Genomic DNA, 25,379 nt, shown 5'->3' on the forward strand with positions numbered 1-25,379 from the left:
TCGTACTTTTGTACCCAAATTGAGTGAAATATAGCGAAATGAACGTATTAGAACTAAGTGAACAAGAAATCATTCGTCGCAACAGCATGAATGAACTTCGCGCGATGGGCATCGAGCCTTATCCCGCAGCAGAGTATGTAACAAATGCTTTCTCTACCGATATTAAAGCTGAATTCAACGACGATGCAGAGCCTCGCCAAGTGTCCGTTGCCGGACGTATCATGAGCCGCCGTATCATGGGTAAAGCATCTTTCATCGAATTGCAGGACTCCAAAGGACGCATCCAGGTATATATCACCCGCGATGACATCTGCCCGGACGAGGACAAGGAGATGTACAACACCGTGTTCAAACGTTTGCTCGATTTAGGCGACTTCATCGGCATCGAAGGATTCGTATTCCGTACTCAGATGGGCGAAATCAGCATCCATGCCAAGAAGCTGACCGTACTTGCAAAGAGCATCAAGCCCCTGCCTATCGTGAAATATAAGGACGGCGTGGCTTACGACTCTTTCGAAGACCCCGAACTCCGCTACCGCCAGCGTTATGTAGACCTTATCGTGAACGACGGCGTGAAAGAAAAATTCCTGAAGCGCGCCACCGTCATCAAGACCATGCGTGCCGTGCTGGATGAAGCCGGCTACACGGAAGTGGAGACGCCGATTCTTCAATCCATCCCCGGTGGAGCAAGCGCCCGTCCGTTCATCACCCACCATAACTCTCTGGATATGGACCTCTACCTGCGTATCGCCACCGAGCTTTACTTGAAGCGACTGATTGTGGGCGGATTTGAAGGTGTATATGAAATAGGCAAGAACTTCCGTAACGAGGGTATGGACAAGAACCATAACCCGGAATTCACTTGTATGGAGCTGTACGTGCAGTACAAGGACTACAACTGGATGATGAGCTTTACGGAGAAATTGCTGGAACGCATCTGTATCGTCGTAAATGGCTGCACAGAAACCGAAATAGACGGCAAGACCATCAGCTTCAAAGCTCCCTACCGCCGTCTGCCCATCCTGGAAGCCATCAAGGAAAAGACCGGATACGACCTCGAAGGCAAGAGCGAGGACGAAATCCGCCAGGTGTGCAAGGAACTGAATATGGAGATTGACGACACCATGGGCAAGGGTAAGCTGATTGATGAAATCTTCGGAGAATTCTGCGAAGGAACTTTCATACAGCCCACTTTCATCACCGACTATCCCGTAGAGATGAGCCCGCTGACCAAGATGCACCGCAGCAAGCCGGGACTGACCGAACGCTTCGAACTGATGGTGAACGGCAAGGAACTTGCCAACGCTTACAGCGAGCTGAACGACCCGATAGACCAGGAAGAACGCTTCAAAGACCAGCTTCGCTTGAGCGAAAAGGGAGACGACGAAGCGATGTTCATCGACCAGGACTTCCTGAAAGCATTGCAATATGGTATGCCTCCCACATCGGGCATCGGTATTGGTATCGATCGTCTGACAATGTTGATGACGGGCGAATCCTTCATCCAGGAAGTGCTTTTCTTCCCGCAGATGCGTCCGGAAAAGGTTGTCCCCAAAGATGCTCCTGCACGATACACGGAACTGGGCATCCCCGAAGATTGGGTGGCTGTAATCCAGAAGGCCGGCTACAACCTGGTGAGTGACATGAAAGATGTGAATCCGCAAAAACTCCACATGGACATTTGCGGTATCAACAAGAAATATAAATTGGAACTGGCAAACCCGACCGTAAACGAAGTTGCTGACTGGGTCGGAAGAATTAAGAATTAAAAATTAAAGAATTAAATAGGCAAAATTAAAGATAGGAGGAAGGTGAAGGCGCGCTCCTTCACCCCCTTTTAATTTTTAGTTTTTAATTATTAATTTCGATATGAAACTACCCGGTAAGATAGCCATCATGGGCGGAGGAAGTTGGGCAACTGCCATTGCCAAAATGGTACTGGCCCAAGCGGAGTCGATAAACTGGTATATGCGGCGAGACGACCGTATTGCCGACTTCAAACGGCTTGGCCATAACCCTGCCTACCTGACGGGCGTCAAGTTTGATACCAAGCGTATCAACTTCAACTCCAACATCAATGATGTCGTGAAAGAATCTGATACGCTCATCTTCGTTACACCTTCCCCTTATCTGAAGGTTCACTTGAAGAAACTGAAGACTAAGATTAAGGATAAATTCATCATAACTGCCATCAAAGGTATTGTACCCGATGACAACTTGATTGTCTCGGAATATTTCACTAAGGAATATGGCGTCCCGACTGAGAATATTGCTGTATTGGCAGGTCCCTGCCATGCGGAAGAAGTGGCTCTGGAACGCCTTTCTTACTTGACCATTGCTTGTCCCGACACCGACAAGGCTTGCACCATTGCCCGCAAACTGGCCAGTTCATTCATCAAGACCTCTGTCAGTAATGACGTTGCCGGCATTGAATACAGTTCGGTGCTGAAAAATGTATATGCCATTGCAGCCGGTATTTGCAGCGGTCTGAAATATGGCGACAACTTTCAGGCTGTGCTTATGTCCAATGCCATACAGGAAATGAACAGATTCCTGCAAACGGTACATCCACTGAACAGAAACGTAAATGATTCCGTTTATTTAGGTGACCTGCTGGTGACGGGATATTCCAATTTCAGCCGTAACCGCACATTCGGCACGATGATTGGCAAGGGATACTCCGTGAAAAGCGCGCAGATTGAGATGGAAATGATTGCTGAAGGATATTACGGTACAAAATGTATCAAGGAAATCAACAAGCATTATCATGTCAACATGCCTATTGTAGATGCAGTATACAACATTCTGTATGAGCGTATCTCGCCGACGATTGAAATCAAGCTGCTTACCGATTCATTCCGGTAAGCGCGAAAAAAGATAAAACAAAATACTGAATTTAAAACCTAGAATATTATGATTAGTTTGAACATTGAAAAGACTCTTGGATTCATCTCCAAAGAAAACGTTTTCGCCTATGAAGCCCAAGTAAAGGCTGCACAGGAAGCATTAGAGAATGGTACCGGTAAGGGCAACGACTTCTTAGGCTGGCTGCACCTCCCCTCTTCCATCACTAAAGAGCACCTGGCTGACCTAAAGGCTACCGCACAGACGTTGCGTGACAACTGCGAAGTAGTAGTAGTTGCCGGTATTGGCGGAAGTTATCTCGGTGCACGTGCGGTGATAGAGGCTTTGTCAAACAGCTTCACCTGGTTGCAAGACAAGAAAACGGCTCCGGTCATTCTGTATGCAGGACACAATATCGGTGAAGATTATCTATATGAGCTTACCGAATACTTGAAAGACAAGAAATTCGGTGTTATCAACATCTCCAAATCCGGTACTACTACTGAAACAGCCCTGGCGTTCCGTCTGCTGAAAAAGCAATGCGAAGACCAACGCGGCAAGGATATGGCAAAGAAGGTTATCGTTGCCATCACCGATGCCAAGAAAGGCGCTGCCCGCGTAACGGCCGACAAGGAAGGATACAAGTCCTTTATCATCCCCGATAACGTAGGCGGACGTTTCTCTGTATTGACTCCGGTAGGCTTGCTGCCCATCGCAATAGCAGGTTTCGACATTGAGAAACTGGTTGCAGGTGCAGTTGCCATGGAAAAGGCTTGTGGAAAAGATGTTCCGTTTGCAGAAAATCCCGCTGCCATCTATGCAGCTACACGTAACGAGCTCTACAAGAACGGCAAGAAGATTGAAATCCTCGTAAACTACAATCCCAAACTGCACTACGTAAGCGAATGGTGGAAACAGCTTTATGGTGAATCCGAAGGTAAGGAAAACAAGGGTATCTTCCCTGCTGCCGTAGATTTCTCCACCGACCTGCACTCCATGGGACAATGGATTCAGGAAGGCGAACGTACCATCTACGAAACTGTCATCTCCGTGGAAAAGACACAGCACTCCCTGCAGGTACCTTCGGACGAAGCGAATCTCGACGGACTGAACTTCCTGGCAGGCAAGCACGTGGACGAAGTGAACAAGATGGCCGAATTGGGAACACAGCTTGCCCACGTTGACGGCGGCGTACCCAACATGCGCATCGTTATCCCTGCACTGAATGAAGAAAGCATCGGAGGTCTGCTCTACTTCTTTGAAATAGCTTGCGGCATCAGCGGTTACATTCTGGGAGTCAATCCATTCAACCAACCGGGTGTGGAAGCATACAAGAAGAATATGTTTGCACTGCTGAACAAGCCGGGCTACGAAGAAGAGTCCAAAGCCATCCAGGCAAGACTTTGATAAATCAGGAATTGAGAGTTGAGAATTGAGAAATGACTGTGCAATAAGCGCAATGAAAAGCCGTTTCCCGATTTTCAACTCTCAATTTATTTACCCTGCATTTCTTAATTTTTAATCCTCAATCTACCAAGTGTTCGAAAACTCTATCGCCCGTTATCTGGAAAAGCACGGGCATTCCAACATCCAATTGAAAGCAGTTCTTTTTGACATGGACGGCGTACTGTTCAACTCCATGCCCTACCATGCCGATGCCTGGCATAAAGTAATGAAACGCCATGGCCTGCACTTGAGCCGTGAAGAGGCATACATGCACGAGGGACGTACCGGAGCCTCCACCATCAATATCGTTTATCAACGCCAGTATGGCAAGGATGCCACTCCCGAGATGATAGAAAGCATCTATGCAGAGAAAAGTGCCGAATTCAGTACCCACCCGGAACCGGAACGTATGCCGGGTGCTTGGGAAGTACTGCAAAAGGTAAAAGCGGCAGGACTTACTCCGGTACTTGTCACCGGTTCGGGCCAACACTCCCTGCTGAACCGCCTTGCCCATAACTTCCCCGGTATGTTTCAGCGCGACCACATGGTGACCGCCTTTGATGTGAAATACGGGAAGCCCCATCCTGAGCCTTATTTGATGGGACTGGAAAAAGCCGGAGTACAAGCCAATGAAGCTATAGTTGTAGAAAATGCACCTATCGGAGTACAAGCCGGAACAGCAGCAGGCATATTCACTGTAGCAGTCAATACAGGTCCACTGGACAAGCAGGTATTACTGGATGCCGGAGCTGATTTATTGTTTCCTTCCATGCAGGCGCTTTGTGACGACTGGGAAAGGTTGCAAACCGCATTAGATGCCAGTAATAGCCTTCGCCACAAAGATTGACGGCGACCCAAACAATAACAGTTGATTCGAGTTTATATAACAAAGTACTACTGCATACTTTATCGGTATACAGTAGTACTTTACTGATTTTTATAGTTTAATCAATATCTAACATTCTGCCGTATCGCTCTAAATGTCATTACTTGATGTACAGAAGGCATCTATTGTCTTTCTTCTTAAAGCGCTCCAATCTACCCATTTTCTCCTTCTCGGTTTCTTTAATAGGGAACGTTATTCTACAGGTATCTTTATCATAATCGTACAATTCTCTGGCAGGAACTACATAAACAGATTCCGGACCATCACCACACCATCCAAAGCCAAAAACATAAAACAAGTTTTTTACCGGACGGCTCAACAGATTAGAATTCATATACCTCTCGTACTTTTCAATGTCTCTTATATCGAGATAAAAACCTATCTTACTTCGCCATTTACATTCTACAGCTATAATATCTCCAACTTCATGAATGGTACTCGCTGTGGTAACACACTCCATCAACAAATCCGGAGATGATGAAGACAGAGGCCTATAACCCTCAATGTATTTATCACCTCTCCAATCTAAAAGCCGCCAAAATATTTTCTTATCACATAGATCCGAATAACCATCTTTACTAATATTGGAGTTCTTCACAACCCATTCCTCAAATCTATCTCCTAAATATTCACTTTTCTTCCTTTCTTTAAAATATTGAAAGGTATCCATAAACCGATATTGGAAAACACCTACAAAATCATCGATAAACTGATTTAATATTTTCATAGCCATAATAGTCTATTGTGTCTTTAAATAATATTCATTGCAAACAAAAATTCATAGGTGAAGAGCCACAACACCCATTTTCAAAATAGATTTTTTTTTTTTCATTTCCAAAAATAGAGTTTTTTTCCCAATTCTTTCCAGATTTCCTTCTCATCTTTGCAATACAAAAAACAAATAAAGTATTAATTATTAAAAAATAGAGAAGTATGAAAAAGTTAGTTATGATGTTGGTTTGTATGTTTGCAGTGCATACAATGGTAATGGCGGATAATGATAAGCCGATAGAGGTGAGCCAGTTGCCCGCGAAGGCGCAGACATTTATTAAGACTTACTTTAAAGACCATAAGGTGGCAATGGCTAAATTAGAGTCGGGAATGTTTTATAAAAGCTATGATGTGGTGTTCACGAATGGGGAGAAGGTAGAATTTGATAAATCGGGAGAATGGAAGGAGGTACGATGCAGACAAAGTGAAGTTCCTGCACAGATTGTACCGGAAGCGATACGTAACTATGTAAAGACCAATTATCCGGATGCAAGAATTCTTCAGATTGAGTACGATGACAATGAGTATGAGATAAAGTTGTCTAATCGTTGGGAAATTACATTTGACTCTAAAATGAGGGTGATTGACATTGACGATTGATGACAAGAAAGATTTTTATAAAGTATCAAGAAGCTGAAAAGAGTTGCTTGGAGAGGGTTTCTCCAGGCAACTCTTTTTTTTATACACTTCCGTACGGTAGCAGGGCATATGGTGCTGCGCTCATTGTACAACAGTGGTTGTACTACTATTCCAATTGCCCGGAGTCAACGAAGCCCCGGCTGCACTTTTGCAGTTTTTTAATCAGTGTGTCCGGAGAAGGACACTCAACCTTCTCCGGAGCTGAAAATACTGATTTATAAGGAAACGGCGCTTCTCGGCGCTTTCTGCCGGAAGGCAACTCAGGCTATGACGCTTTCAGGATTTTGGCAGACCTCACCATCGTATAGGTAGTCCCCTTAGTACAATGGCCATATCATTCAGCTTACTGAAAAATAGAGTTTTTTTCAGAGAGGTTTGTTCGGCAGAGAAATTCCAACCGCAGAACGGAAGAACAACGTTTTCAGTCCGTCATAAAATCCCGGAAGAGCAACCGTTCCATGCGTCTCTTCCGGGAACTTTTTTAATACCACCCGCAAATGCCGCTTCTCCATACGAGGAACTGCACTCCCTATAAAATCATCTGTCAGAGGAAAGTGGATCAGCTTCCTATCAGGACGCGGCTGAGTGGCAAACGCAACATACAGTTGCTTTCCTGAAAAGTCAACCTTATCTACCTGCCGTTCTACCTGTTTCTGAAAATATCCTTTATCCCACCATAAACTGGGGTCTATGGCGATGTATGTATCAAATGCACCGGGATAATTCAGCAAAACATGCAGCGTGAACAACCCGGCATAAGAATGTCCGGCCAACAAGTGTTGTCCATTCACCGGCAAGTCTTGTTCTACTGCGGGGCGTAGCTCCTCCGTCAGAAAACGGCAAAATTGTCCTGCCCCACCCCCTTCCGGTTTATCGCCCGGACGGACAGTTCCGTCACGCCGGGCAGCGGAACAGGTTGGCGTAAAGTCTCTGGTTCTGTCTGTATTCAGGACAGCCACAACGATACAGGGCGGTAAGGAAGAAACTTTGGAGGTGGAAAACAAGCGAGTAAAACCTACCACCGAATGAAAAAAAGAATCACCGTCCAGCAAATAAAGAACCGGATAACTTTCCTCTTTTTCACCCGGGCGGATTGCAGGTACATACACCCAATACTCCCTAACCTCATTCAAGACATGCGAAAACAAAGTGTGGCGAGTCCCGATAGAAATAGCTTCTTGCGCTCTCAGCAGAAAACCGAGCCAAGTGACAACTACCAATATGAACAGAATATGCAGGCTTCTCATTTCAATTCTTTTTTCAGTCTGCAAAGTTCGCAGGAAATAAGTTGACTACCTATCCCTATTTTTAGGGTATTCTCACGGTTGAAAGCTTTCCGCAGAAATCAAAGGCTGATTAAGAAGGTTTGATGGGCAACTGAATTTCCGTCATCCATTCATCCACCGTTTCTTTGTTCCAAATGCCGTCAATATGGCAAAACCGGGGACGGTCAATAACCTCGTATCCATTTGCCTCGGCATACGCAAAAAGCTCGGCGAAAGTTTCGGGCATATGCTCATAAGCACCGTAATGGTTGACACAGAGCGCAACCGGTACTTCCGGAAGTTCCTTGAATTTAATCAGCTCCGAATCTTCCTTGCGTTCAGCCACCGCTTCAAAAAACTCGATATCAATATCAACCCCATATTCCTCATTATATTCCACCGTGAAACAATATTCCGGGGCAGGACATTCACAACCCAAACGGTACATTTCAGGCCCGATGATATTCGGACAAAGATTGAACAGCTCCTGATAAGAGTCTATTTTACGGCGATGGGTAGCAAAAATTCTTGAAGGGAGGGATTTCTTAAACACTTTTTCCATAACATTCTCTTGTTTATGGAGTAAATTTTCCAATTTGGCAAGTTCGGTCTGCCGCCATATCAAGTGTTCAATCTCGTTTTTGCAACGTTCTATTTTAACCTTCAACAATTCAGCATCCGGAAATTCCTTGCCATCGGCAAACAACTCGGATATCTCTTCGAGGCTGAACCCTAATTGCTTAAGGTAAACAATACGGCTCATACACCGGAGCTGGCTGATGTCGTAATAGCGATACCCCGTCCACTCATCCACTTCAACGGGTATCATCAATCCTATCTCTTCATAATGACGAAGCGTCTTAACGGTCACTTGGCAAAGTTTGGAAAACTCTCCGATTTTAAACTTCATTTTATTCTTCATAAACTCATGCGCATTTTGTTTATGATGCAAAGATAGGTCCTGCCCTTAGGTACGAGTCAAGAGATTGCTTCAAAAAAAAACACATATTTCACTATTCGCAACGGCAATAGGTATTTGCACCGCACGTACAACGAGGCAACAGCTGCTCGCTCAGTTCATTACGGTAAAATTCATACAGCCGCCGGTACATGATTTCATAGAGTGCGGCAACTTGTTGCTCCTGCTCACTTTCATTTTGAAAACGATTTTTAAAGGGATCTTCAAAATCAAAATGCACCTGCTGCTTGGCATCCAGAGTGATAAATTTCAGTTCTTCTCCGGCTTCTTTACATAGGGTAATCACGTAGTCCCATGACCGGTGCGTATAGGTCCCGACACCAGAGGGTTTCTTGCGAGATACGCTGAAACCATTCTGTTCCATCACATTGCACACGGCATCGGGAACGCAGTTCCCCTCCATAATTCCTGCCGTAGAGATATTCATCCCCCTGCCAAATGCATGCAGGAGTTCCTGCGCGATACGGCTGCGGCACGTATCTTCATTACTTATTAACAGTATATCCATTATCCGTTACTTTTCCTGATTTAAATACTCGCCATCTCCTTCTTTCTTCATCTTCGCTTTACGCGCCAAGTCGAACAAGGCGGGGTTAATGTGGCAATATCCACCCGGATTTTTGTCCAGATAGTCTTGATGATAATCTTCGGCGGGATAGAAGTTCTTCAAAGGCTCTATCTCTACCACCAACGGACGGGAGTAGTTGGCAGCCAGCCGGTCAACAGTTTCACGAATAACGGGCAGGTCGGCGGTATCCGTATAATAGATACCCGTGCGATATTGTGTACCTCTATCACCTCCTTGCTTATTGAGGCTGGTAGGGTCAATCGTTTTGAAATAAAGGTCGATAAGGAAAGGCAAGTCCACCTTATCGGCGTCATACTGTACTTTTACGGTTTCGGCAAAGTCCGTGGTGCCGGTACATACCTGCTGATAGGTAGGATTGGCTATATTTCCATTGGCATATCCCACCTGGGTAGCCTCCACACCTTCTATTTGTTTCAGGAAATGTTCGGTACCCCAAAAACATCCTCCTGCCAGATAAATCTCTTTCATTGGTTTCATGTCTGTTCTCCTTTCTGACCGTCCTTCCGGCTTACCGGCATAGGACAGACCAATCATTAACATTGCAAAAATAAATATTATTTGTTTCATACCTCTGCCTCTATGGAAATTATAACAAGAAAGAGAACCGTATGGTTGACTTTTCTGGATGTATTGTATAAAAAAGGACTCCCTTTGCAAAGTATTCATGCAAAGGGAGTTCCTTTCTTTGTGACCCCGGTGCGATTCAAACGCACGACCTTCAGAACCGGAATCTGACGCTCTATTCACTAAGCTACGGAGCCAAATGTGGATGCAAAAGTATAAAAAAATTAGCAGATTCCTAACATTCAAACGCTTTTTATATCAAACCGAGGAATATTTTTATTATTACTTTGAGAAGACTAACCGCAATTATACAAACATTTTGCTATTTTTTTTCACAAAACAGAAGCAAGTATCAATATTATTCCTATCTTTGCCGAGCAATTTAATAGAAGTTATACTGAATAGATTTATGAGCTACCTGATAACACCTGAAGGTTACAAACCTTTATTGGACCTAAAACAGACTGAATTAGGGATTAAACAAATTAAAGAGTTTTTCCAATTAAACCTCTCTTCCGAACTGCGCCTGCGACGTGTGACAGCTCCACTGTTCGTATTGAAAGGAATGGGTATCAATGACGACCTCAATGGAGTGGAACGTGCCGTGACTTTCCCTATCAAAGATTTGGGTGACGCCAAAGCTGAAGTGGTACACTCCCTCGCCAAATGGAAACGCCTCACGCTTGCCGAATATCATATCGAACCAGGATATGGCATCTACACAGACATGAATGCCATCCGTGCCGATGAAGAGCTGGGTAATCTGCATTCCCTTTATGTAGACCAGTGGGACTGGGAACGCGTCATTACTGCCGAAGACCGCAATGTGGAATTCCTCAAGGAGATAGTAACCCGTATCTATGCAGCCATGGTGCGCACAGAATATATGGTATATGAGATGTATCCGCAAATCAAGCCTTGCCTGCCCCAGAAACTTCACTTTATTCATGCCGAAGAATTGCGCCAACTATATCCGGACTTGGAACCCAAATGCCGCGAACATGCCATTTGCAAGAAATACGGTGCGGTGTTCATCATCGGTATCGGATGCAAGCTGAGCGACGGAAAGAAACATGACGGACGTGCTCCGGACTATGATGACTATACCAGCAAAGGACTGAACGACCTCCCCGGACTGAACGGTGACCTCTTGCTATGGGACCACATCCTGCAACGCAGCATCGAACTTTCCTCCATGGGTATCCGTGTAGACAAGGAAGCCCTGCTTCACCAGCTCAAAGAGGAAGGCGAAGAGGAACGTCTGGAACTTTACTTCCACAAACGCTTGATGAATGATACACTGCCGCTTTCCATCGGCGGCGGTATAGGACAGTCCCGTCTCTGTATGTTCTATCTGCGCAAGGCGCATATCGGTGAGATACAAGCCAGTATCTGGCCAGAAGATATGCGCAAAGAGTGTAAGGAACACAATATACACCTGATTTGATATACATTTATCCCGTCATATAATATAAAGTTCAACCCTCAAAAGGTTGGACTTTATTTTTTATTTTGTACTTTAGCATCCGAAACTACTAACAGATCCAATTATGAATGTTCAAATAGAAGAAAGCTGGAAAGCACATCTGCAACCTGAATTTGAGAAAGATTATTTCCGTACATTGACTGATTTTGTACGGGACGAATATGGGAAATATGCCATATATCCTCCGGGAAAGCTGATATTCAATGCATTCAACCTATGCCCTTTTGACAAAGTAAAAGTCGTGATAATCGGTCAAGACCCCTATCATGGTCCGGGACAAGCACACGGACTTTGCTTCTCCGTAAATGATGGTGTTCCCTTCCCTCCTTCCCTACTTAATATTTTCAAGGAAATAAAAAATGACATTGGCACTGATGCCCCCACTACCGGAAATCTGACACGCTGGGCAGAGCAAGGCATATTGCTGCTCAATGCTACCCTCACCGTACGTGCACACCAAGCCGGTTCTCACCAAAACCGCGGTTGGGAAACATTTACAGATGCGGCCATCCGCATTCTCGCCGAAGAAAAAGAGCATCTTGTATTTATTCTTTGGGGAGCCTATGCCCAACGCAAAGGGGCATTCATCGACCGTAACCGACATTTGGTACTTACCTCGGCACATCCATCTCCCCTATCCGCCTATAACGGCTTCTTCGGGAACAAGCATTTCAGCAAAACGAATGATTACCTGAGAGAGCACGGGGAAAAGGAAATCGTTTGGTAAACATCAATACCACTGAATATTACTCTGAGTCTGGCTTCTCTGTTCCCATTTCAAGTCCTGCAGGATACTTGCATTGGCACGAATGGTAAAGTTATAGTATTTCCATCGTCCGAAAGGTGATATGGCAGCCGTCATGCTGAAACAGTGTAGGTCACGTGTGATGTTAAAAGCGGTCTGCGTTATCTCCTTCGCATTGAAGTCATAACCGGAATTGAAGCTGACAGCCCATTTATTGGTAAGCTTGACGTTACCGTTTATATTAAGGGAATTCAGGCTGAATTTGTACGGATAGCGCATGTTCTTACGATTAATGGGCTTACTGGTGTCTTCCGTAATATTAAAACCAGTACTAAAATTGATTGACCAAGGCATCTTGAATACCTGATAACCGTCAGCGTCAGCAGCAGCTTTCTCAGTCTTCTTCTTCGGAGCACCGCCCTCAGTGGCTTCCCCCTCCATATCACCGTCTTCCTCCGTCGAAGCATTCTGATCCTGGTCCTGCTCCTCATCATCCTTCTGACCGGTAAAGAAGTTCCTTATCTTCTTCCACGAATCATTGTTCACAGTCCAACTGAAGGATGTACCATATCCAGACCAACGGCCAAAACGACCATAAGACCATTCTGTACGGTTACCGGGCACCACCCTTCCGTTCTCGTCAAACTCGTAGGCATAAGTGGCAAAGGTAGAGTTCATACTCAAAGTATAACTCTTACTCAACTTCAGACGAAGATTAAAGGTCAAGTCACTCCAAGGACGCACCTGGGCAGCTGTGTTGTAACTGATACCCATAGTCAAATCGTCAATCAGGCTCACCTTGCGGATAGAGTCATTCTTATCCTTGAACTTCATTTCAAGGTTGTTAGAGATATTGAAACTGATAAGTCCCTGCTTTCCCCCACTTGGCGGAGTGAATACCTGACCAGCATAATAAGAATACTGCACAGTATCACGGACACCATTCTGATCCTTTATATAAGAATCGTAATAGCCATAACGGGATGAAGTAAAATCGGGCGCAGCGCTGAAACTGATAGAGGGGGTAATGACATGACGGATCTGTATCTCCTTCTTCTTCATGAACAGCGGCTTGTACATACCATAAAGTTTAGTGTTGATACCCAAACTGGCACTGTAGTCATACACACGGTGAAAACCGTAAGTCGTATCGTTTACCTCCTTGCCTTGCTCATCGTCCCAGTCCTTCTTCACCTTGCGGGTGTACCAACGCTCTGTATAATTCACAGAAGGTGTAACATTGAAGTATTTGAATAAAGTAAACGTGGCACTTACAGGAATCTCATGCTGCATACCGTTCTCCCAATCGCGTATCAAGTTCTTTTTGAACAACAGATTGTCTTTCGTCTTGATGCTGTTCTTCAGACGACCGGTATAACGTACTGAAATCTTCTCATACCACCTTTCATCTCCAACAGCATGTTTACGTTTAAAAGGGAAAATAGTACTCAAGGAAATGGTCATGTCAGGCAAAGTCACAGCAATAGAAGAGTCTTTCATACTTTGTGCAATATTACTTGACATGGAAATATTCAAATGCTGATCAGGAAAGTTGCGCGAATAGCTGACACTGGAAGTCTTGGTATTCTGAGACATAGCCTGCGAATTGTACATATTGTCAATATTGGTACGCTCATAACTACTAGTAGCAAAGTTCACACTGGCAGAAAAAGTAGAATTAGGATTTGCTTTAGGATCCTGCCGATGAGACCACACCACTTTGAAGTCTTTGGCAACTGAGTAGTCGGGCAAGCCTTTGTCACCGGTCTTAGTCACCTGATAGCTCGCCTGAAGCAAACCGGAATATTTATAACGCTTCACATAGTTCGACTCCATATTAAGCGCCCAAGAGCCTTTCGTAAAGATATCCGCCCTCAGCTTCAAATCCATTTGATCACTGATGGCAAAATAGTATCCACCGTCAGTAAGACCAAAACCACGATTAGAGTCATCCATATAGGTAGGCATCAGAAAACCAGACTGGTAACTGCTTGAGAACGGAAAAAAGAAAAACGGAACGGCAAGAGGGAGCGGTACATCCTCTACAACCAGATAGGCAGGTCCCGTCACTACATTCTTTTTCGGACGCACTTTGGCATAGGTCATCTGCATATAAAAGTGAGGATGATCATGATGATCACAAGTCGTGTAACGCCCACTTTTCATATAAAGCTCATCATTATTTCCTTTTTTTGCATTGTTACCGGTCACATACCCTTCACCCTGCTGGCTAACAACATTACTGATAAGCCCTCTTTTACTCTTGAAGTTATAACGGATAGTGTCAGTTTCGTAAGAGGTGTCTCCATCTTTAAAAACCGGACGTCCTTTAGCTGTCCCTACAGAATCGACTACACCACGAGCAAAAACCGTGCTATTATCCATATCCATAGAAATAATCTCAGCTTCCAAATCAGCTCCTGGATAACTCACTTTCCCTTGACCGTAAAGATGAGCAAAACCACTCTGTGTAAACACAATGGAGTCATTGGCTTCATAAGCGACGGGAGCATCCAGCGCATCCTTCTTGGGAGGAGGGGGAGCTATCGTATCTTGTCGCAACGAGTCATTGGGCAATCCCGCCCCATGTTGTAAAGTGTCTCCCACCTGCAAGGTGTCGCCACGTTGCAATGAATCCGTCCGTTGGGTATCCGGAGGTACAACCTTCCCTCTACGATGCTGAGAAGCAGCTCCACCAGAGAGAAGAAGCAAGACGAATAGTAGTATGAATGATATGAATGTATTTGCTTTCAATGGCGTCATTAACTAATAGTTTACGCTTGGAGGGGCAAAAGTACATAATTTATACGGATAATCTCCCTTTTTAAAGAAATTTAGATTGCTACAAGAACTGTTCGCACCAATTATCAAAGCGCCGTACCCCTTCTTCACCATAACGTTCCAAACTTTTACGGGCTTTTTCTACACTTTTCTCCTTTTCCAAATGAGTTTTTGAATAAAACTTATCGGCAAAACAGATAACTTGTTCTTCCAAGCTGACCGGAACCATTTCACGATGAGGCACAGGCAAATCCTGCGCAATGATTTCCTTCAATGAAAGTCCGGCACCCGTATGGCGTTCACAAACCAAAGCATGGCGGGGATATCCTTCGCCACGCATCAAGTCGGCTCCCAAATAACCGTGACAGATATAAGGCTTGTCACCAAAACAATGGATACCTGCCGCATCTGTAAGAAAAATGCCTATATCGTGCAGCATGGCAGCCTCGTACAGAAAATCCTTATCCAATGAAAGTTCCGGATGGCGGTCGGCAATCCATAACGACTTGTCGGCTACGGAACGGCTGTGCGTCAACAGTATATGCCGCAACTCATTCTCTTCCGGATAATATTTGTTAATGATATCTATCGGATTCATTTTAAGTTATGAGTTATGAGTTATAAGTTATGGGTTATGAATTGTCAATCACCCTGAATTTATACATACAGATTTCATTACGCATATCACAACTGCGTCTGTCTGTACGGAATATCTTTTCCAGATGATACGTCTGTTCCAGCTCTCCCAACATATTCTCCTCCTCCTTTACAGGAACCAACAAATATCCCTCCCCGCCGGACGGACGTTCCTTTTCAATGTGCCGCATGCGGTCTTTCAGATAGAAGTTAACACCATAAAAGCTCATTTTCGAGTAAGAATAGACCATACCTTCCGGAACATACATATTGATCCTTTCAGCCAGATGTTTATCAGATTTCACAGCCAGCACCGTCGGTTGATAAACAGAATCCAATGATACGAAAAGACAAAGCATACATCCTGCTATACCATATAATAATGACCGGCTATCCGCACGCTTAACCACCATGCGTGATGTGCAGACAGCAGCTACTACGGGAAGCGCCACCAGGAGCCACTTGGGAACAGACAAAGCCACATCCTCCAACGCATGCATAAAGGCTACATTCTCAGCGGCATGACGTCCGCTTCCAAAAACGCTGTCGGGAACCAGGCCGAGACGAACTACGACAAAAACAAGCGTAAGCAACAAGCCCAAAGAAGCAAAGATGATTGCACAAATCCTGAAAACTCGTGCCCCCTTTTGTACCAAAGCCAACAGATACTCAGCTATCAGCACTGCCATAAACGGATAGATGGGAAGCAGATAAACGCTCCGCTTACTCTTGGGGATGCAGTAGAAGACAAAGATTATCAGAATGACCAGCCACGTGAACAATTGTACCGGAGACTGGTTGCGGAAAGCAGTCCAGCCCTTCTTCAACCGCAACAGCAGGGTCTCCCCTTCCGGCAGACAACGCATATTTTTCCACTTCAAGCCAAACAAGGAAATTACCAGAACCAACGTCCAGGGGATCCACCCCCAAATCAAAGTCAGGAAATTATACCATATAGGATTTTCATGGGACTCGTAGGACATTTTGCCCATAAACCGCCCGGTATTCTCCTCCAGAACCAAATCGAGGAACGGTTGTCCACCTTGTCTGTAAGCTACGTATACCCAAGCTAAATAAGGAACAAAAGAAAGCAAGCCGATACCTGCCAACGAGAAAAACGCTTTCCAGAAAGAACGTCCGCGCAACAACTGATACACACCGATACATGCGCAAGGGAATATGGAGCCTACCGGCCCTTTGGTCAACGTGGCACATCCCATCAGCAACACCGCAAGCCAGGGCACTCCGCTGCATCCCTTCTCATCCCAGCGGAACAGCAGACAAAGGGAAATAACGATAAAGGCAACCTGAACCATATCGACCCGACAAGCGACAGCCGCCCGATGCACCTCGAAAGAAGACAAAAGAAGAATAGAGGCCAGAAACGCCGTTTGAACGTTTTTACGTTTTGCCACAAAGGCAAAGAACATCAACTGCATGGCTAAAAAAGCCAATGCAGACGGGAAACGGGCGGAAAACTCCGTCACCTCTCCAAAAAGGGAAGAGACGGCAGCTATTGACCAGTAGAAGAAAGGGGGTTTATAAGCAATATCAGTACCATAGTTCACCGGAAGTATCCAGTTTCCACTTTCCAGCATAGAAAGGGCAACAATCGCCTCCCGCGGTTCCCCCTTGGAATAAAAAATGGTTTCTCCCAGAAAGGGAACAACCACAAGCACACTCAGCAGCGCAATAAACCAGAACGCCTTCTTTCTGTCCGACATACCTTATTTGTTTTTTATGTTTTCTGGACGCAAAGATAGCGCAAACCGAAAGCAGATGCAAATTTATTTGCAATTTGCTGAGATGCAGCTTAATTTCGCAAAGCAAAATTACAAATAATTCTGAAACAATGCCTAACTTTGCCGCCCCAATGATAATGGCAACAGAGAGTAGATATTTAATGTTAAGATGAAGCGGCTGAAACAACTACCGGAATTTGTACGCTTCGTAATGGTGGGCATCTTTGCGACAGCTCTGCACTACGGATTGTATTTTGTATTACAACGGGTTATCAATGTAAACATAGCCTATACACTGGGATATGCTCTCAGCTTCATCGCCAATTTCTATCTGACTGCTTACTTTACCTTCGGCCGAAAGCCCTCATGGAGAAAAGCCTTCGGATTTGGAGGGGCACACTTATGCAGCTATCTGCTACACATGGGGTTGCTGAACCTCTCTCTCTGGATGGGCATCCCCAAACCTCTGGCCCCCATTCCGGTTTTCGCCATCGCCATTCCGGTCAACTTCTTACTCGTACGTTTCGTTTTCAAAAGAAAAGAGTGATAATTTGTTTTTCTCCCGATTTCTTACGAATATTGCAAAAAGATTTGTTCTATGATGGAAAACTCTCCCATACTCGCCGTTGTCGTACCTTGCTACAAAGAAGAGGCAGTGCTGCATGAAACCCATAAACGATTGAGCCAATTATTCGACCGGCTGATACAAGCCCGACAAATTTCCCCGGAAAGCTATATATTATATGTAAACGACGGAAGCACCGACCAGACATGGGCTATCATCAAAGAACTGCACCAGCATACGGCCTATGCCTGCGGACTGAACCTGGCAGGAAACGTAGGACACCAGAATGCCCTGCTGGCAGGACTCAATGCAGTAAAAGACCGTTGCGAGATAGCCATCTCCATTGATGCAGACTTGCAAGATGACATCCAGGTGATTCCGGACATGATAAACAGCTATAAAGCGGGCAATGACATCGTTTATGGCGTACGTAAAGAACGGAAGACCGACACTTTCTTCAAACGTAACACCGCTTTAGTCTTTTATCGGCTGATGAAAGCAATGGGGGTAAAATCCGTCTACAACCATGCTGACTACCGCCTGATGAGCCAAAGAGCCGTACAGCACCTATGCTGTTTCCGGGAACGCAACCTTTTTCTTCGCGGATTGGTTCCTCTCATCGGCTACCGGACGGACTGCGTGTATTACAACCGTGAAAAACGCTTTGCCGGAGAATCAAAGTATCCTTTCCGGAAGATGCTCAACTTTGCCATTGACGGCATCACTTCTTTTTCCGTCAAACCGGTCCGTATGATTTTTTGGATAGGCTGCATCTTTATTCTTGTGGCACTATGTGTCACCGGATGGACACTTCACTCCTACACACAGCATAACACCGTTCCCGGATGGTCATCACTGATGATTTCCGTCTGGTTGGTAGGAGGCGTGATACTTGTGTCCTTGGGAATTGTGGGCGAATACATCGGCAAAATATACATTGAGGTGAAGGATCGACCGCGCTACAATGAAGAAGAGCTTCTGATGCCATCCGGCAAAACAGAATAAAAGAAGCCCATCATCATTCTACACAAAAGTTTAAAAAAGGAAAAACACTTATCACGCTATCACACTATAATAAAGGTATAGGGAACAGTATGTGTCTTTCTTGCCGACAAGTTGGCAAGATTTTGCCACCCTATTGGCAAGACTTTGCCATAGGCATGGCAAAAGTTTGCCAAAAGCATGGCAATGGGTTGGCAAAATTACTCTCTGGCAGACAATGAGTTAACATAACCATCAAAATCGTATCGTCACATCAGTTTATATCAAAAAAACACCAAATCGCTTGCGAAAGCGACATAAATGCCGTATCTTAGTACACGTGCAAGCAAACCATTTTGCTTACACATGATAAAAATCTGCTTATGGGAACATTAGGCTGCATCAATGACATGCTACAAAGGGATAAAGAGAACCGTGCTCTTCGCAAGCTGAGCAGAGGACGGATGCGGGAACACTACGAATACCTTGTAGACAGAAAAGGTCCTGAGAGAGCCGATGTAACCATTGAGGAAATAGAAAAAATCCGAAGAAATACTACTGAAAAGGAATTGTCAGATAAAGAACATCTATTCAGGGCAAAGACGATTCTTGCAGCATGTGCTTTAGTCTTGCTTTTATTGGGAGTACTTTGTTATAAATTGTTCTTATAAGCAGGTCTGAAACCAATTGGCAAGAAATCTACCCGGTTAAACTCATCAGCCATTGGCTGGCGATTGAAAGCAGATTTCCATGCTTCATAAAAAATTCGCATGCTTTTTATATTCGAAGCAGAGAATCAACAACTTGATTTTCCTAAACCAATAAATTAGAAATGAAAAGATTATCTTTGCAAACACAATAAATACATTGAAAGACTTTCTGTTAGAACATGGAACATCTAAAAGCATACATTTTAGCACTTAAAAACATGAATACAGATTTTACAATTAGAATTGCCCAACGGTCTGATGCCCTTGAACTTATGAGTTTGTTTCAAGAGACAGTCCTCCATATAAACAAGCGTGACTATTCAGAAGCAGAAGTGGCAGATTGGGCATCGTGCGGAAACGACCTCTCCCGCATAAAAGACATGATTAAGACACATTATTTTATTGTGGCAACCAATCAACAGTCACAGATTGTCGGCTTTTCATCCATTACCCACCAAGGATATTTGCATTCTATGTTTGTTCATAAAGATTTTCAAGGTAAAGGCATTGCTACCATACTTCTAAATGAGATAGAACGGTATGCAACCACAAGAGGAATCATGCGAATTACATCAGAAGTAAGCCTGACAGCCCGTCCATTCTTTGAGAAAAGAGGCTATATAGTAGAAGTGGAACAGAAACGCAAAGCCAACCAACTTTATCTCACCAATTTTTGGATGGAGAAAAAGCTGGCTGAATGAAATCGTATAACGGACGTATTCCTGCTTGTGGTGTCTTTTGTGGTGGTTGTCCCATATACACAAGAGAAAAAAGTCCCTGCAAAGGAGCAGAACAGAATGGCTCTCGCTGTGAAAAATGTAAAACATTCCATTTATGTTGCTTGGAAAAAGGAATAACACATTGTTTCCAATGTTCTGATTTCCCATGTACTAAATTCAAAAGATTTACCAAACGTTGGCTAAAATACGGACAAAACTTCATTGAAAACCAAAAGCTTTTAAAAAACGTAGGTGAAGTTAAATTTTTAAAGTATTATAATGAGAGAGTCCACGACCAGCTTACCAACAATGACAGAAAATCAGGAATAAAACAATAATTTTGTACCTTTCGAAAAACATGTGTTGTAAATGACAGATTTTAATTCATACATGGGCAATATAGACACTGACTTTTTTAGGGAACTGTGTTTAAGAAACGGAGAACTACGGTATTATAAAAGAAATGAGTTTATCCTCCGAGAGGGAGAAGTCGGTTCTTTCTTCGGGTTTATTGTATCCGGTGTAATCAAATATACCTGCATCAACCAAACTGAAAACAAAACATATAATGTAGGTTTTTCTTTTGCCAATGAATTTATCTCTGATTATCCCAATTGTTTATACGACATAAAATCTGAATTGAATATACAAGCAATAACCCCATGTAGAATCTACATCTGTTCTTCCGAATTACTTCTACAAGAATTTGAAGAGAACAAAGAAAATCAACGAATAGCCCGCATTGCAGCCGAACAATTATTTTTTCAGTCGTATTCACGTTACTTGGATTTGTTCAGATTTACATCGGAAGAACGCTATCTCCAACTTCTTAAAAAATGTCCAGAAATCCTACAAATGGTACCCCTAAAAGAAATTGCGTCTTACTTGAAAATAACCCCTATTCACATGAGCCGCATCAGACACAAACAGAGTTTTGACAGCAAAGAATAAACATAGGTTTAGAAATTCAATCATTTAACAATATTCCAAGACAATATTGATTCTGTTAGGAAGTTCTCTTTTATCTTTGCCCTATCCTTTGGCTGATTCAGCGAAAGGCAAGAATGAAAGGAGTTAAAACATAGAGTCCTATATATGAGAACAAGAAAAGTATTTAGAATGCCACTTGATAAAATTCTTTGTTTATCAGCCAATGCAATATTAACCATTATTGCACTATGGAGTATTGCATCAGTCTTTTTCGAAAACGTCACAATTGATTCTATAATAGCCCGTTTCAGCGTGGCTTCTGCCTGCATGGCCAACCTATTTTCAAAACATCGTCTTATCCGGATAATATTCCTCATTATGGCATTTGTACTGATAATTGTTGCAACCACCCTCTATGTCCATAAAGCAAATAAGATGTAAAATACTCAGTAGTTATTCCGTCTCATTTTTCCTTTTCTTCCACAGCTGATAACTATTGATTATATTCTGCCACAGCACATACGATCCCGGACCGACGGAAGATAACGGATTAAGATAAGTATATGCCATCCAGATGGCAAGCACCGTATTCTTTTGCCCCAGCGCCTGCCCTCCGCTGATGCGTTCACCATAATGGCCGCCGATTCTCTTTCCTAAATAGAATTGTATACAGCAGGTTATCAGTCCCGCCAGGGCTATCAGCAGTTCAACAAATACCGGTGCATCACTATTGACCAATGAACGTACCGTCTGCCCTGAGACAATGGCAAGAGCTACCGCCCACAAATAGAAGGCTGCATCATGGAAACCCAACAGAAAATGATGCACCTTCGGCACAAACGCACGCAGAAACCATGCCAGCAAGAAAGGACAAAGCAGCAATGGAAAGACTTTACTCAGAATTTTCAGGAATGCAACAAAAAAAGTAATGTCAGCATGAGGCTCCACCAACGGGAAAACCAAAGGAACAGCCACAGCCGCCAGAAGATTGGACAACAACGTATAGGTCGTCAGGCTGGATGCGCTTCCACCCAGTTTACCGGTAATGACAGCCGCAGCGGTTGCAGTGGGACAAATGAGACAGACCATTGCACCTTCAAACACTTCCCGGTAGACCTCCTCCATAGGGCAACACACCAACAATACCGCAACAATCAAGCAAGAAACCGTCTGGAACAGCAGTAACCATCCATGCCACGATTTGGGTTTCAGTTCATGCACCTCCACCTTACAGAAAGTGAGCAGAAGTTGGGAAAAAATCAAAAGTGGAGTCAGGAAAGCCACTAACACATTCACATAAGGTTTGGCAGGCGCCACAAAAGGAATGTCTGCAAAAAAGAAATATCCCAAAGTACCGGCAAGCATTGCCAAAGGCAACGTCCAGTTCTTTATAAAACGAACCAGCATACTTGATTTGCTATTTTAATTATCTGCCGCAAAGTTACGCATATTATCAATACATTGAGCCACTAATTACTCAAACACAGACATTAATTACACTAAAAATGAGAAGAAGAACAATAAAACTGAACATAATCCATTAGTTTTCTATAAATTTCCACTACATTTGCCAAGCGAAAAGGAAGCATTGTCTTTGCTACAATTATATGAAACTATACAGACGATACATATTATATATAAGTATATGCTTAGGGCTGCTTATCTCCCCCTTTTGCAGTGGCAGCGCTGAAGCGAAAGACTTTGTTGTCGTTATAGACCCCGGACACGGTGGACACGACCCGGGTGCAGTGGGAAAAATTTCCAAAGAGAAGAATATCAACCTGAATGTAGCACTCAAACTTGGCAAACAAATCAAGAAGAACTGCCCTGATGTAAAAGTTATCTATACGCGGGACCGGGACATATTCATCCCCCTGGACCGGCGCGCTGAAATTGCCAATAACGCCAAAGCTGATTTGTTCATCTCCATACATACCAATGCCCTGGCCAAAAACCGGACGGCCAAAGGAGCCTCCACCTGGACACTGGGTCTGGCAAAATCGGATGCCAATCTGGAAGTAGCCAAGCGCGAAAATGCCGTTATCCTCTACGAAAGCGACTACAAGACGCGGTATGCCGGCTTCAATCCCAACTCGGCAGAGTCCTACATCATCTTCGAATTCATGCAAGACAAATACATGTCACAGAGTGTGCACCTCGCCTCCCTCGTACAAAAGTATTTCCGCCAAACCTGCAAACGTACAGATCGGGGCGTGCACCAGGCAGGTTTTCTGGTATTGAAGGCCAGTGCCATGCCAAGCATACTGGTGGAACTCGGATTCATCTCCACACCGGAAGAGGAACGGTACCTGAACACTGAAGCAGGAACCACCTCACTTGCCAACGGTATCTTCCGCGCTTTCCTCACCTATAAGCGCGAGCAGGAAATCCGGTTGAACGGAAGCAGCAATACCATTCTTCCGGAGGATGTACCCGAGCCCGTTCAAGAAGAAGGCAACGCAGCTACAGCGACACCGGAAAAGAAAAATGCACCTCAAGCGGAGAGTAACCAAGCTGCCCAACGCCCGCAAAGGTCAGAAAATGCAGCCGTTTCCCAAACAGAACAGAGCGGCATCGTGTTTAAGATACAGATACTCACTTCTTCACGTCCTCTGGCCAAGAATGACAAAAGACTGAAAGGACTGAAAGACGTGGATTATTATAAAGAAGGCGGAATCTACAAATATACGTACGGCGCATCACCCGATTACAACAAGGTGCTGCGCAGCAAACGTAGCATTACGGACAAATTCAAGGACGCATTCATCATTGCGTTCAAGAATGGAGAAAAGATAAACGTCAACACAGCCATCAGCGAATTTAAAAAGAACAGAAATAAATAACAAAAGATACATCATGAAGTATATTACAAAAGAAGTTAGAATAGGAATAGCAGGCATAGCTGCACTTTGCATATTGGTATACGGCATCAACTACCTGAAAGGGATAAATATGTTCAAGCCCTCCAGCTATTTCTACGTGAAATTCCAGAATGTCAATGGGCTGACAAAATCCAGCCCGGTCTTTGCCGACGGCTTCCGCGTGGGTATTGTCCGCGACTTGTACTACGACTATACCCAACCGGGCAAAGTCGTTGCCGAAATAGATGTTGACCCAGAGCTGCGCATTCCCAAAGGAAGTACGGCAGAACTGGCAGCCGAAATGCTTGGCGGCGTAAAGATGAACCTGCTGCTTGCCAATAACCCACGGGAGAAATACCAGATTGGAGACACAATCCCCGGCGTGCTGAACAACGGAATGATGGAAAAAGTTGCCACCATGATGCCGCAAGTAGAGAAGATGCTGCCCAAGCTGGATTCCATCCTCGCATTCTTAAATGTCATACTAGCCGACCCCGCCATCCCTGCAACCTTGCATAACGTACAAGATTTAACAGCAAGTATGGCCGTCACAAGCCGCCAGTTGCAAACTCTAATGAAGGATGATATTCCACAACTGACCGGCAAGCTCAATACCATTGGAGACAACTTTGCACTCATTTCCAACAACTTAAAGGAGATAGATTATGCTGCCGCCATGCAAAAGGTAGACGCAACTTTGAACAATGTAAAAATGATTACAGACAAATTGAACCAGAAAGACAATACCGTCGGACTTTTGCTAAACGACCCTTCTCTATATAATAATCTGAACGCCACCACTGCCAACGCAGCAAGTTTATTGGAAGACTTGAAATCGCATCCGAAACGATACGTCCATTTCTCCCTATTCGGCAAGAAAGATAAGTAAAAGATGGACGTTATATAGATTTTGTCTAAATAATAAGTCTATAAAGGAATTAAAAGGAAAGCCCTCATTTGCTCTATACAAGGAGCGAAAAAGGGCTTTTTCCTGCTCTGGGCACAGAAAGAAAACAAGAGACGCAAAGCTACATAAACCACTATATGACAAAGTATTAGATAAATGCAACACACCTTATATAAGGAGTATACTCATAGTAACCGATAAGTAGCTGAAAGTAAAGAGCTTATTACTTTCCCTAAAAACGCAAGAAAAAAAGGATTTGTTTTTCTCGAATAAGATTGCCAATTTTGCAATCGTAGAAGTTATGCTTAATTAATAAATGTATTTATAGCCGTT

General features: G+C 44.1%; 25 protein-coding genes and 1 tRNA gene. 16 read left to right on the forward strand and 10 right to left on the reverse strand.

The window, feature by feature from the left end:
• Nucleotides 1–38: 38 nt before the first annotated feature.
• The 4 genes from lysS (at nt 39) to JXR92_RS17305 (ending at nt 5,137) form a co-directional block, all read left to right on the forward strand.
• Nucleotides 39–1,769, forward strand: a complete 1,731-nt coding sequence (lysS, locus tag JXR92_RS17290) for a lysine--tRNA ligase (RefSeq protein WP_138344994.1) — start codon at nt 39–41, stop codon at nt 1,767–1,769.
• Between the two features lie 100 nt (nt 1,770–1,869).
• Nucleotides 1,870–2,865 carry an NAD(P)H-dependent glycerol-3-phosphate dehydrogenase gene (locus tag JXR92_RS17295; RefSeq protein ID WP_138344992.1) on the forward strand — a complete coding sequence of 332 codons (996 nt, stop codon included), beginning with the start codon at nt 1,870–1,872 and terminating at the stop codon, nt 2,863–2,865.
• A gap of 48 nt (nt 2,866–2,913) precedes the next feature.
• A complete protein-coding gene (locus tag JXR92_RS17300; protein WP_117600007.1) occupies nt 2,914–4,251 on the forward strand; it encodes a glucose-6-phosphate isomerase in 1,338 nt (445 codons plus the stop codon).
• Nucleotides 4,252–4,381: 130 nt separating this feature from the next.
• Entirely contained in the window at nt 4,382–5,137 is a 756-nt protein-coding gene (locus JXR92_RS17305; RefSeq protein WP_138344990.1) for an HAD family hydrolase, read from the forward strand.
• A gap of 139 nt (nt 5,138–5,276) precedes the next feature.
• Here JXR92_RS17305 and JXR92_RS17310 read toward each other — a convergent pair whose 3' ends face one another.
• A complete protein-coding gene (locus JXR92_RS17310) occupies nt 5,277–5,903 on the reverse strand; it encodes a hypothetical protein (RefSeq protein ID WP_138344988.1) in 627 nt (208 codons plus the stop codon).
• A 206-nt stretch (nt 5,904–6,109) separates the two neighbouring features.
• On the opposite strand from JXR92_RS17310, the gene JXR92_RS17315 reads away from it, so the two are divergent.
• On the forward strand, nt 6,110–6,547 hold the full coding sequence (locus tag JXR92_RS17315; protein WP_005833165.1) for a PepSY-like domain-containing protein: 438 nt from the start codon (nt 6,110–6,112) through the stop codon (nt 6,545–6,547).
• A gap of 404 nt (nt 6,548–6,951) precedes the next feature.
• Here the strand turns inward: JXR92_RS17315 and JXR92_RS17320 are convergent, their stop codons facing one another.
• The 5 genes from JXR92_RS17320 to JXR92_RS17340 form a co-directional block, all read right to left on the reverse strand.
• Complete coding sequence (locus tag JXR92_RS17320) at nt 6,952–7,833, reverse strand: alpha/beta hydrolase (protein ID WP_138344986.1); 882 nt, start codon at nt 7,831–7,833, stop codon at nt 6,952–6,954.
• 109 nt (nt 7,834–7,942) lie between these two features.
• Entirely contained in the window at nt 7,943–8,773 is an 831-nt protein-coding gene (locus tag JXR92_RS17325; RefSeq protein ID WP_118273913.1) for a MerR family transcriptional regulator, read from the reverse strand.
• Nucleotides 8,774–8,864: 91 nt separating this feature from the next.
• Complete coding sequence (locus JXR92_RS17330) at nt 8,865–9,338, reverse strand: arsenate reductase/protein-tyrosine-phosphatase family protein (RefSeq protein ID WP_138344984.1); 474 nt, start codon at nt 9,336–9,338, stop codon at nt 8,865–8,867.
• A gap of 6 nt (nt 9,339–9,344) precedes the next feature.
• On the reverse strand, nt 9,345–9,986 hold the full coding sequence (msrA, locus tag JXR92_RS17335) for a peptide-methionine (S)-S-oxide reductase MsrA (protein WP_138344982.1): 642 nt from the start codon (nt 9,984–9,986) through the stop codon (nt 9,345–9,347).
• Nucleotides 9,987–10,107: 121 nt separating this feature from the next.
• A tRNA-Arg gene (locus JXR92_RS17340) sits at nt 10,108–10,180 on the reverse strand.
• Nucleotides 10,181–10,392: 212 nt separating this feature from the next.
• On the opposite strand from JXR92_RS17340, the gene asnA reads away from it, so the two are divergent.
• On the forward strand, nt 10,393–11,430 hold the full coding sequence (gene asnA, locus JXR92_RS17345) for an aspartate--ammonia ligase (protein WP_117600003.1): 1,038 nt from the start codon (nt 10,393–10,395) through the stop codon (nt 11,428–11,430).
• A gap of 103 nt (nt 11,431–11,533) precedes the next feature.
• Nucleotides 11,534–12,196: a uracil-DNA glycosylase gene (gene ung, locus JXR92_RS17350; protein WP_117600002.1), complete on the forward strand. Its 663-nt coding sequence runs from the start codon at nt 11,534–11,536 to the stop codon at nt 12,194–12,196.
• Nucleotides 12,197–12,199: 3 nt separating this feature from the next.
• Here the strand turns inward: ung and JXR92_RS17355 are convergent, their stop codons facing one another.
• The 3 genes from JXR92_RS17355 to JXR92_RS17365 form a co-directional block, all read right to left on the reverse strand.
• Nucleotides 12,200–14,977 carry a putative LPS assembly protein LptD gene (locus tag JXR92_RS17355; RefSeq protein ID WP_117600001.1) on the reverse strand — a complete coding sequence of 926 codons (2,778 nt, stop codon included), beginning with the start codon at nt 14,975–14,977 and terminating at the stop codon, nt 12,200–12,202.
• A 79-nt stretch (nt 14,978–15,056) separates the two neighbouring features.
• A complete protein-coding gene (locus JXR92_RS17360; protein WP_119961171.1) occupies nt 15,057–15,593 on the reverse strand; it encodes an HD domain-containing protein in 537 nt (178 codons plus the stop codon).
• A 34-nt stretch (nt 15,594–15,627) separates the two neighbouring features.
• Nucleotides 15,628–17,355 (reverse strand): ArnT family glycosyltransferase, encoded by a 1,728-nt coding sequence (locus tag JXR92_RS17365; RefSeq protein ID WP_138344981.1) that lies wholly within the window; start codon nt 17,353–17,355, stop codon nt 15,628–15,630.
• 187 nt (nt 17,356–17,542) lie between these two features.
• Here JXR92_RS17365 and JXR92_RS17370 point away from each other — a divergent pair, with 187 nt between their 5' ends.
• The 7 genes from JXR92_RS17370 to JXR92_RS17400 all read left to right on the forward strand — a co-directional run bounded on the left by JXR92_RS17370 (nt 17,543) and on the right by JXR92_RS17400 (nt 21,719).
• A complete protein-coding gene (locus JXR92_RS17370) occupies nt 17,543–17,920 on the forward strand; it encodes a GtrA family protein (protein WP_005833184.1) in 378 nt (125 codons plus the stop codon).
• 51 nt (nt 17,921–17,971) lie between these two features.
• The gene (locus tag JXR92_RS17375; protein WP_138344979.1) at nt 17,972–18,943 is read left to right on the forward strand and encodes a glycosyltransferase family 2 protein; all 972 of its coding nucleotides are present in this window, start codon (nt 17,972–17,974) and stop codon (nt 18,941–18,943) included.
• Nucleotides 18,944–19,302: 359 nt separating this feature from the next.
• The gene (locus JXR92_RS17380) at nt 19,303–19,590 is read left to right on the forward strand and encodes a hypothetical protein (RefSeq protein WP_138344977.1); all 288 of its coding nucleotides are present in this window, start codon (nt 19,303–19,305) and stop codon (nt 19,588–19,590) included.
• Between the two features lie 257 nt (nt 19,591–19,847).
• Nucleotides 19,848–20,330, forward strand: coding sequence for a GNAT family N-acetyltransferase (locus JXR92_RS17385; protein ID WP_138345033.1), 483 nt, complete (start codon nt 19,848–19,850; stop codon nt 20,328–20,330).
• Entirely contained in the window at nt 20,327–20,686 is a 360-nt protein-coding gene (locus JXR92_RS17390) for a DUF3795 domain-containing protein (protein WP_117599997.1), read from the forward strand. The genes JXR92_RS17385 and JXR92_RS17390 overlap by 4 nt, the downstream gene beginning before the upstream one ends.
• A 31-nt stretch (nt 20,687–20,717) precedes the next feature.
• A complete protein-coding gene (locus JXR92_RS17395) occupies nt 20,718–21,299 on the forward strand; it encodes a Crp/Fnr family transcriptional regulator (RefSeq protein WP_005827269.1) in 582 nt (193 codons plus the stop codon).
• Between the two features lie 144 nt (nt 21,300–21,443).
• Nucleotides 21,444–21,719 carry a hypothetical protein gene (locus tag JXR92_RS17400; protein WP_226791215.1) on the forward strand — a complete coding sequence of 92 codons (276 nt, stop codon included), beginning with the start codon at nt 21,444–21,446 and terminating at the stop codon, nt 21,717–21,719.
• Nucleotides 21,720–21,731: 12 nt separating this feature from the next.
• Here the strand turns inward: JXR92_RS17400 and JXR92_RS17405 are convergent, their stop codons facing one another.
• Nucleotides 21,732–22,685 (reverse strand): transporter, encoded by a 954-nt coding sequence (locus JXR92_RS17405; protein WP_009037935.1) that lies wholly within the window; start codon nt 22,683–22,685, stop codon nt 21,732–21,734.
• A 200-nt stretch (nt 22,686–22,885) separates the two neighbouring features.
• Here JXR92_RS17405 and JXR92_RS17410 point away from each other — a divergent pair, with 200 nt between their 5' ends.
• Nucleotides 22,886–24,121 carry an N-acetylmuramoyl-L-alanine amidase family protein gene (locus JXR92_RS17410; RefSeq protein ID WP_138344975.1) on the forward strand — a complete coding sequence of 412 codons (1,236 nt, stop codon included), beginning with the start codon at nt 22,886–22,888 and terminating at the stop codon, nt 24,119–24,121.
• A 13-nt stretch (nt 24,122–24,134) separates the two neighbouring features.
• Nucleotides 24,135–25,028, forward strand: coding sequence for an MlaD family protein (locus tag JXR92_RS17415; protein WP_138344973.1), 894 nt, complete (start codon nt 24,135–24,137; stop codon nt 25,026–25,028).
• The last annotated feature ends 351 nt before the right edge of the window (nt 25,029–25,379 follow it).

This window comes from Bacteroides parvus (assembly GCF_017309675.2).
Classification (GTDB): domain Bacteria; phylum Bacteroidota; class Bacteroidia; order Bacteroidales; family Bacteroidaceae; genus Bacteroides; species Bacteroides uniformis.

Bases quoted from the DNA above. Each gene is read 5' to 3' on its own strand.
- asnA (WP_117600003.1), top strand. From the start codon at position 10,393: ATGAGCTACCTGATAACACCTGAAGGTTACAAACCTTTATTGGACCTA.
- lysS (WP_138344994.1), top strand. From the start codon at position 39: ATGAACGTATTAGAACTAAGTGAACAAGAAATCATTCGTCGCAACAGC.
- JXR92_RS17310 (WP_138344988.1), bottom strand. From the start codon at position 5,903: ATGAAAATATTAAATCAGTTTATCGATGATTTTGTAGGTGTTTTCCAA.
- JXR92_RS17365 (WP_138344981.1), bottom strand. From the start codon at position 17,355: ATGTCGGACAGAAAGAAGGCGTTCTGGTTTATTGCGCTGCTGAGTGTG.
- JXR92_RS17385 (WP_138345033.1), top strand. From the start codon at position 19,848: ATGAATACAGATTTTACAATTAGAATTGCCCAACGGTCTGATGCCCTT.
- JXR92_RS17300 (WP_117600007.1), top strand. From the start codon at position 2,914: ATGATTAGTTTGAACATTGAAAAGACTCTTGGATTCATCTCCAAAGAA.
- JXR92_RS17380 (WP_138344977.1), top strand. From the start codon at position 19,303: ATGGGAACATTAGGCTGCATCAATGACATGCTACAAAGGGATAAAGAG.
- JXR92_RS17370 (WP_005833184.1), top strand. From the start codon at position 17,543: ATGAAGCGGCTGAAACAACTACCGGAATTTGTACGCTTCGTAATGGTG.
- JXR92_RS17295 (WP_138344992.1), top strand. From the start codon at position 1,870: ATGAAACTACCCGGTAAGATAGCCATCATGGGCGGAGGAAGTTGGGCA.
- JXR92_RS17320 (WP_138344986.1), bottom strand. From the start codon at position 7,833: ATGAGAAGCCTGCATATTCTGTTCATATTGGTAGTTGTCACTTGGCTC.
- JXR92_RS17400 (WP_226791215.1), top strand. From the start codon at position 21,444: ATGAGAACAAGAAAAGTATTTAGAATGCCACTTGATAAAATTCTTTGT.
- JXR92_RS17360 (WP_119961171.1), bottom strand. From the start codon at position 15,593: ATGAATCCGATAGATATCATTAACAAATATTATCCGGAAGAGAATGAG.
- JXR92_RS17325 (WP_118273913.1), bottom strand. From the start codon at position 8,773: ATGAAGAATAAAATGAAGTTTAAAATCGGAGAGTTTTCCAAACTTTGC.
- msrA (WP_138344982.1), bottom strand. From the start codon at position 9,986: ATGAAACAAATAATATTTATTTTTGCAATGTTAATGATTGGTCTGTCC.
- ung (WP_117600002.1), top strand. From the start codon at position 11,534: ATGAATGTTCAAATAGAAGAAAGCTGGAAAGCACATCTGCAACCTGAA.
- JXR92_RS17410 (WP_138344975.1), top strand. From the start codon at position 22,886: ATGAAACTATACAGACGATACATATTATATATAAGTATATGCTTAGGG.
- JXR92_RS17405 (WP_009037935.1), bottom strand. From the start codon at position 22,685: ATGCTGGTTCGTTTTATAAAGAACTGGACGTTGCCTTTGGCAATGCTT.
- JXR92_RS17395 (WP_005827269.1), top strand. From the start codon at position 20,718: ATGACAGATTTTAATTCATACATGGGCAATATAGACACTGACTTTTTT.
- JXR92_RS17415 (WP_138344973.1), top strand. From the start codon at position 24,135: ATGAAGTATATTACAAAAGAAGTTAGAATAGGAATAGCAGGCATAGCT.
- JXR92_RS17315 (WP_005833165.1), top strand. From the start codon at position 6,110: ATGAAAAAGTTAGTTATGATGTTGGTTTGTATGTTTGCAGTGCATACA.
- JXR92_RS17330 (WP_138344984.1), bottom strand. From the start codon at position 9,338: ATGGATATACTGTTAATAAGTAATGAAGATACGTGCCGCAGCCGTATC.
- JXR92_RS17390 (WP_117599997.1), top strand. From the start codon at position 20,327: ATGAAATCGTATAACGGACGTATTCCTGCTTGTGGTGTCTTTTGTGGT.
- JXR92_RS17375 (WP_138344979.1), top strand. From the start codon at position 17,972: ATGATGGAAAACTCTCCCATACTCGCCGTTGTCGTACCTTGCTACAAA.
- JXR92_RS17355 (WP_117600001.1), bottom strand. From the start codon at position 14,977: ATGACGCCATTGAAAGCAAATACATTCATATCATTCATACTACTATTC.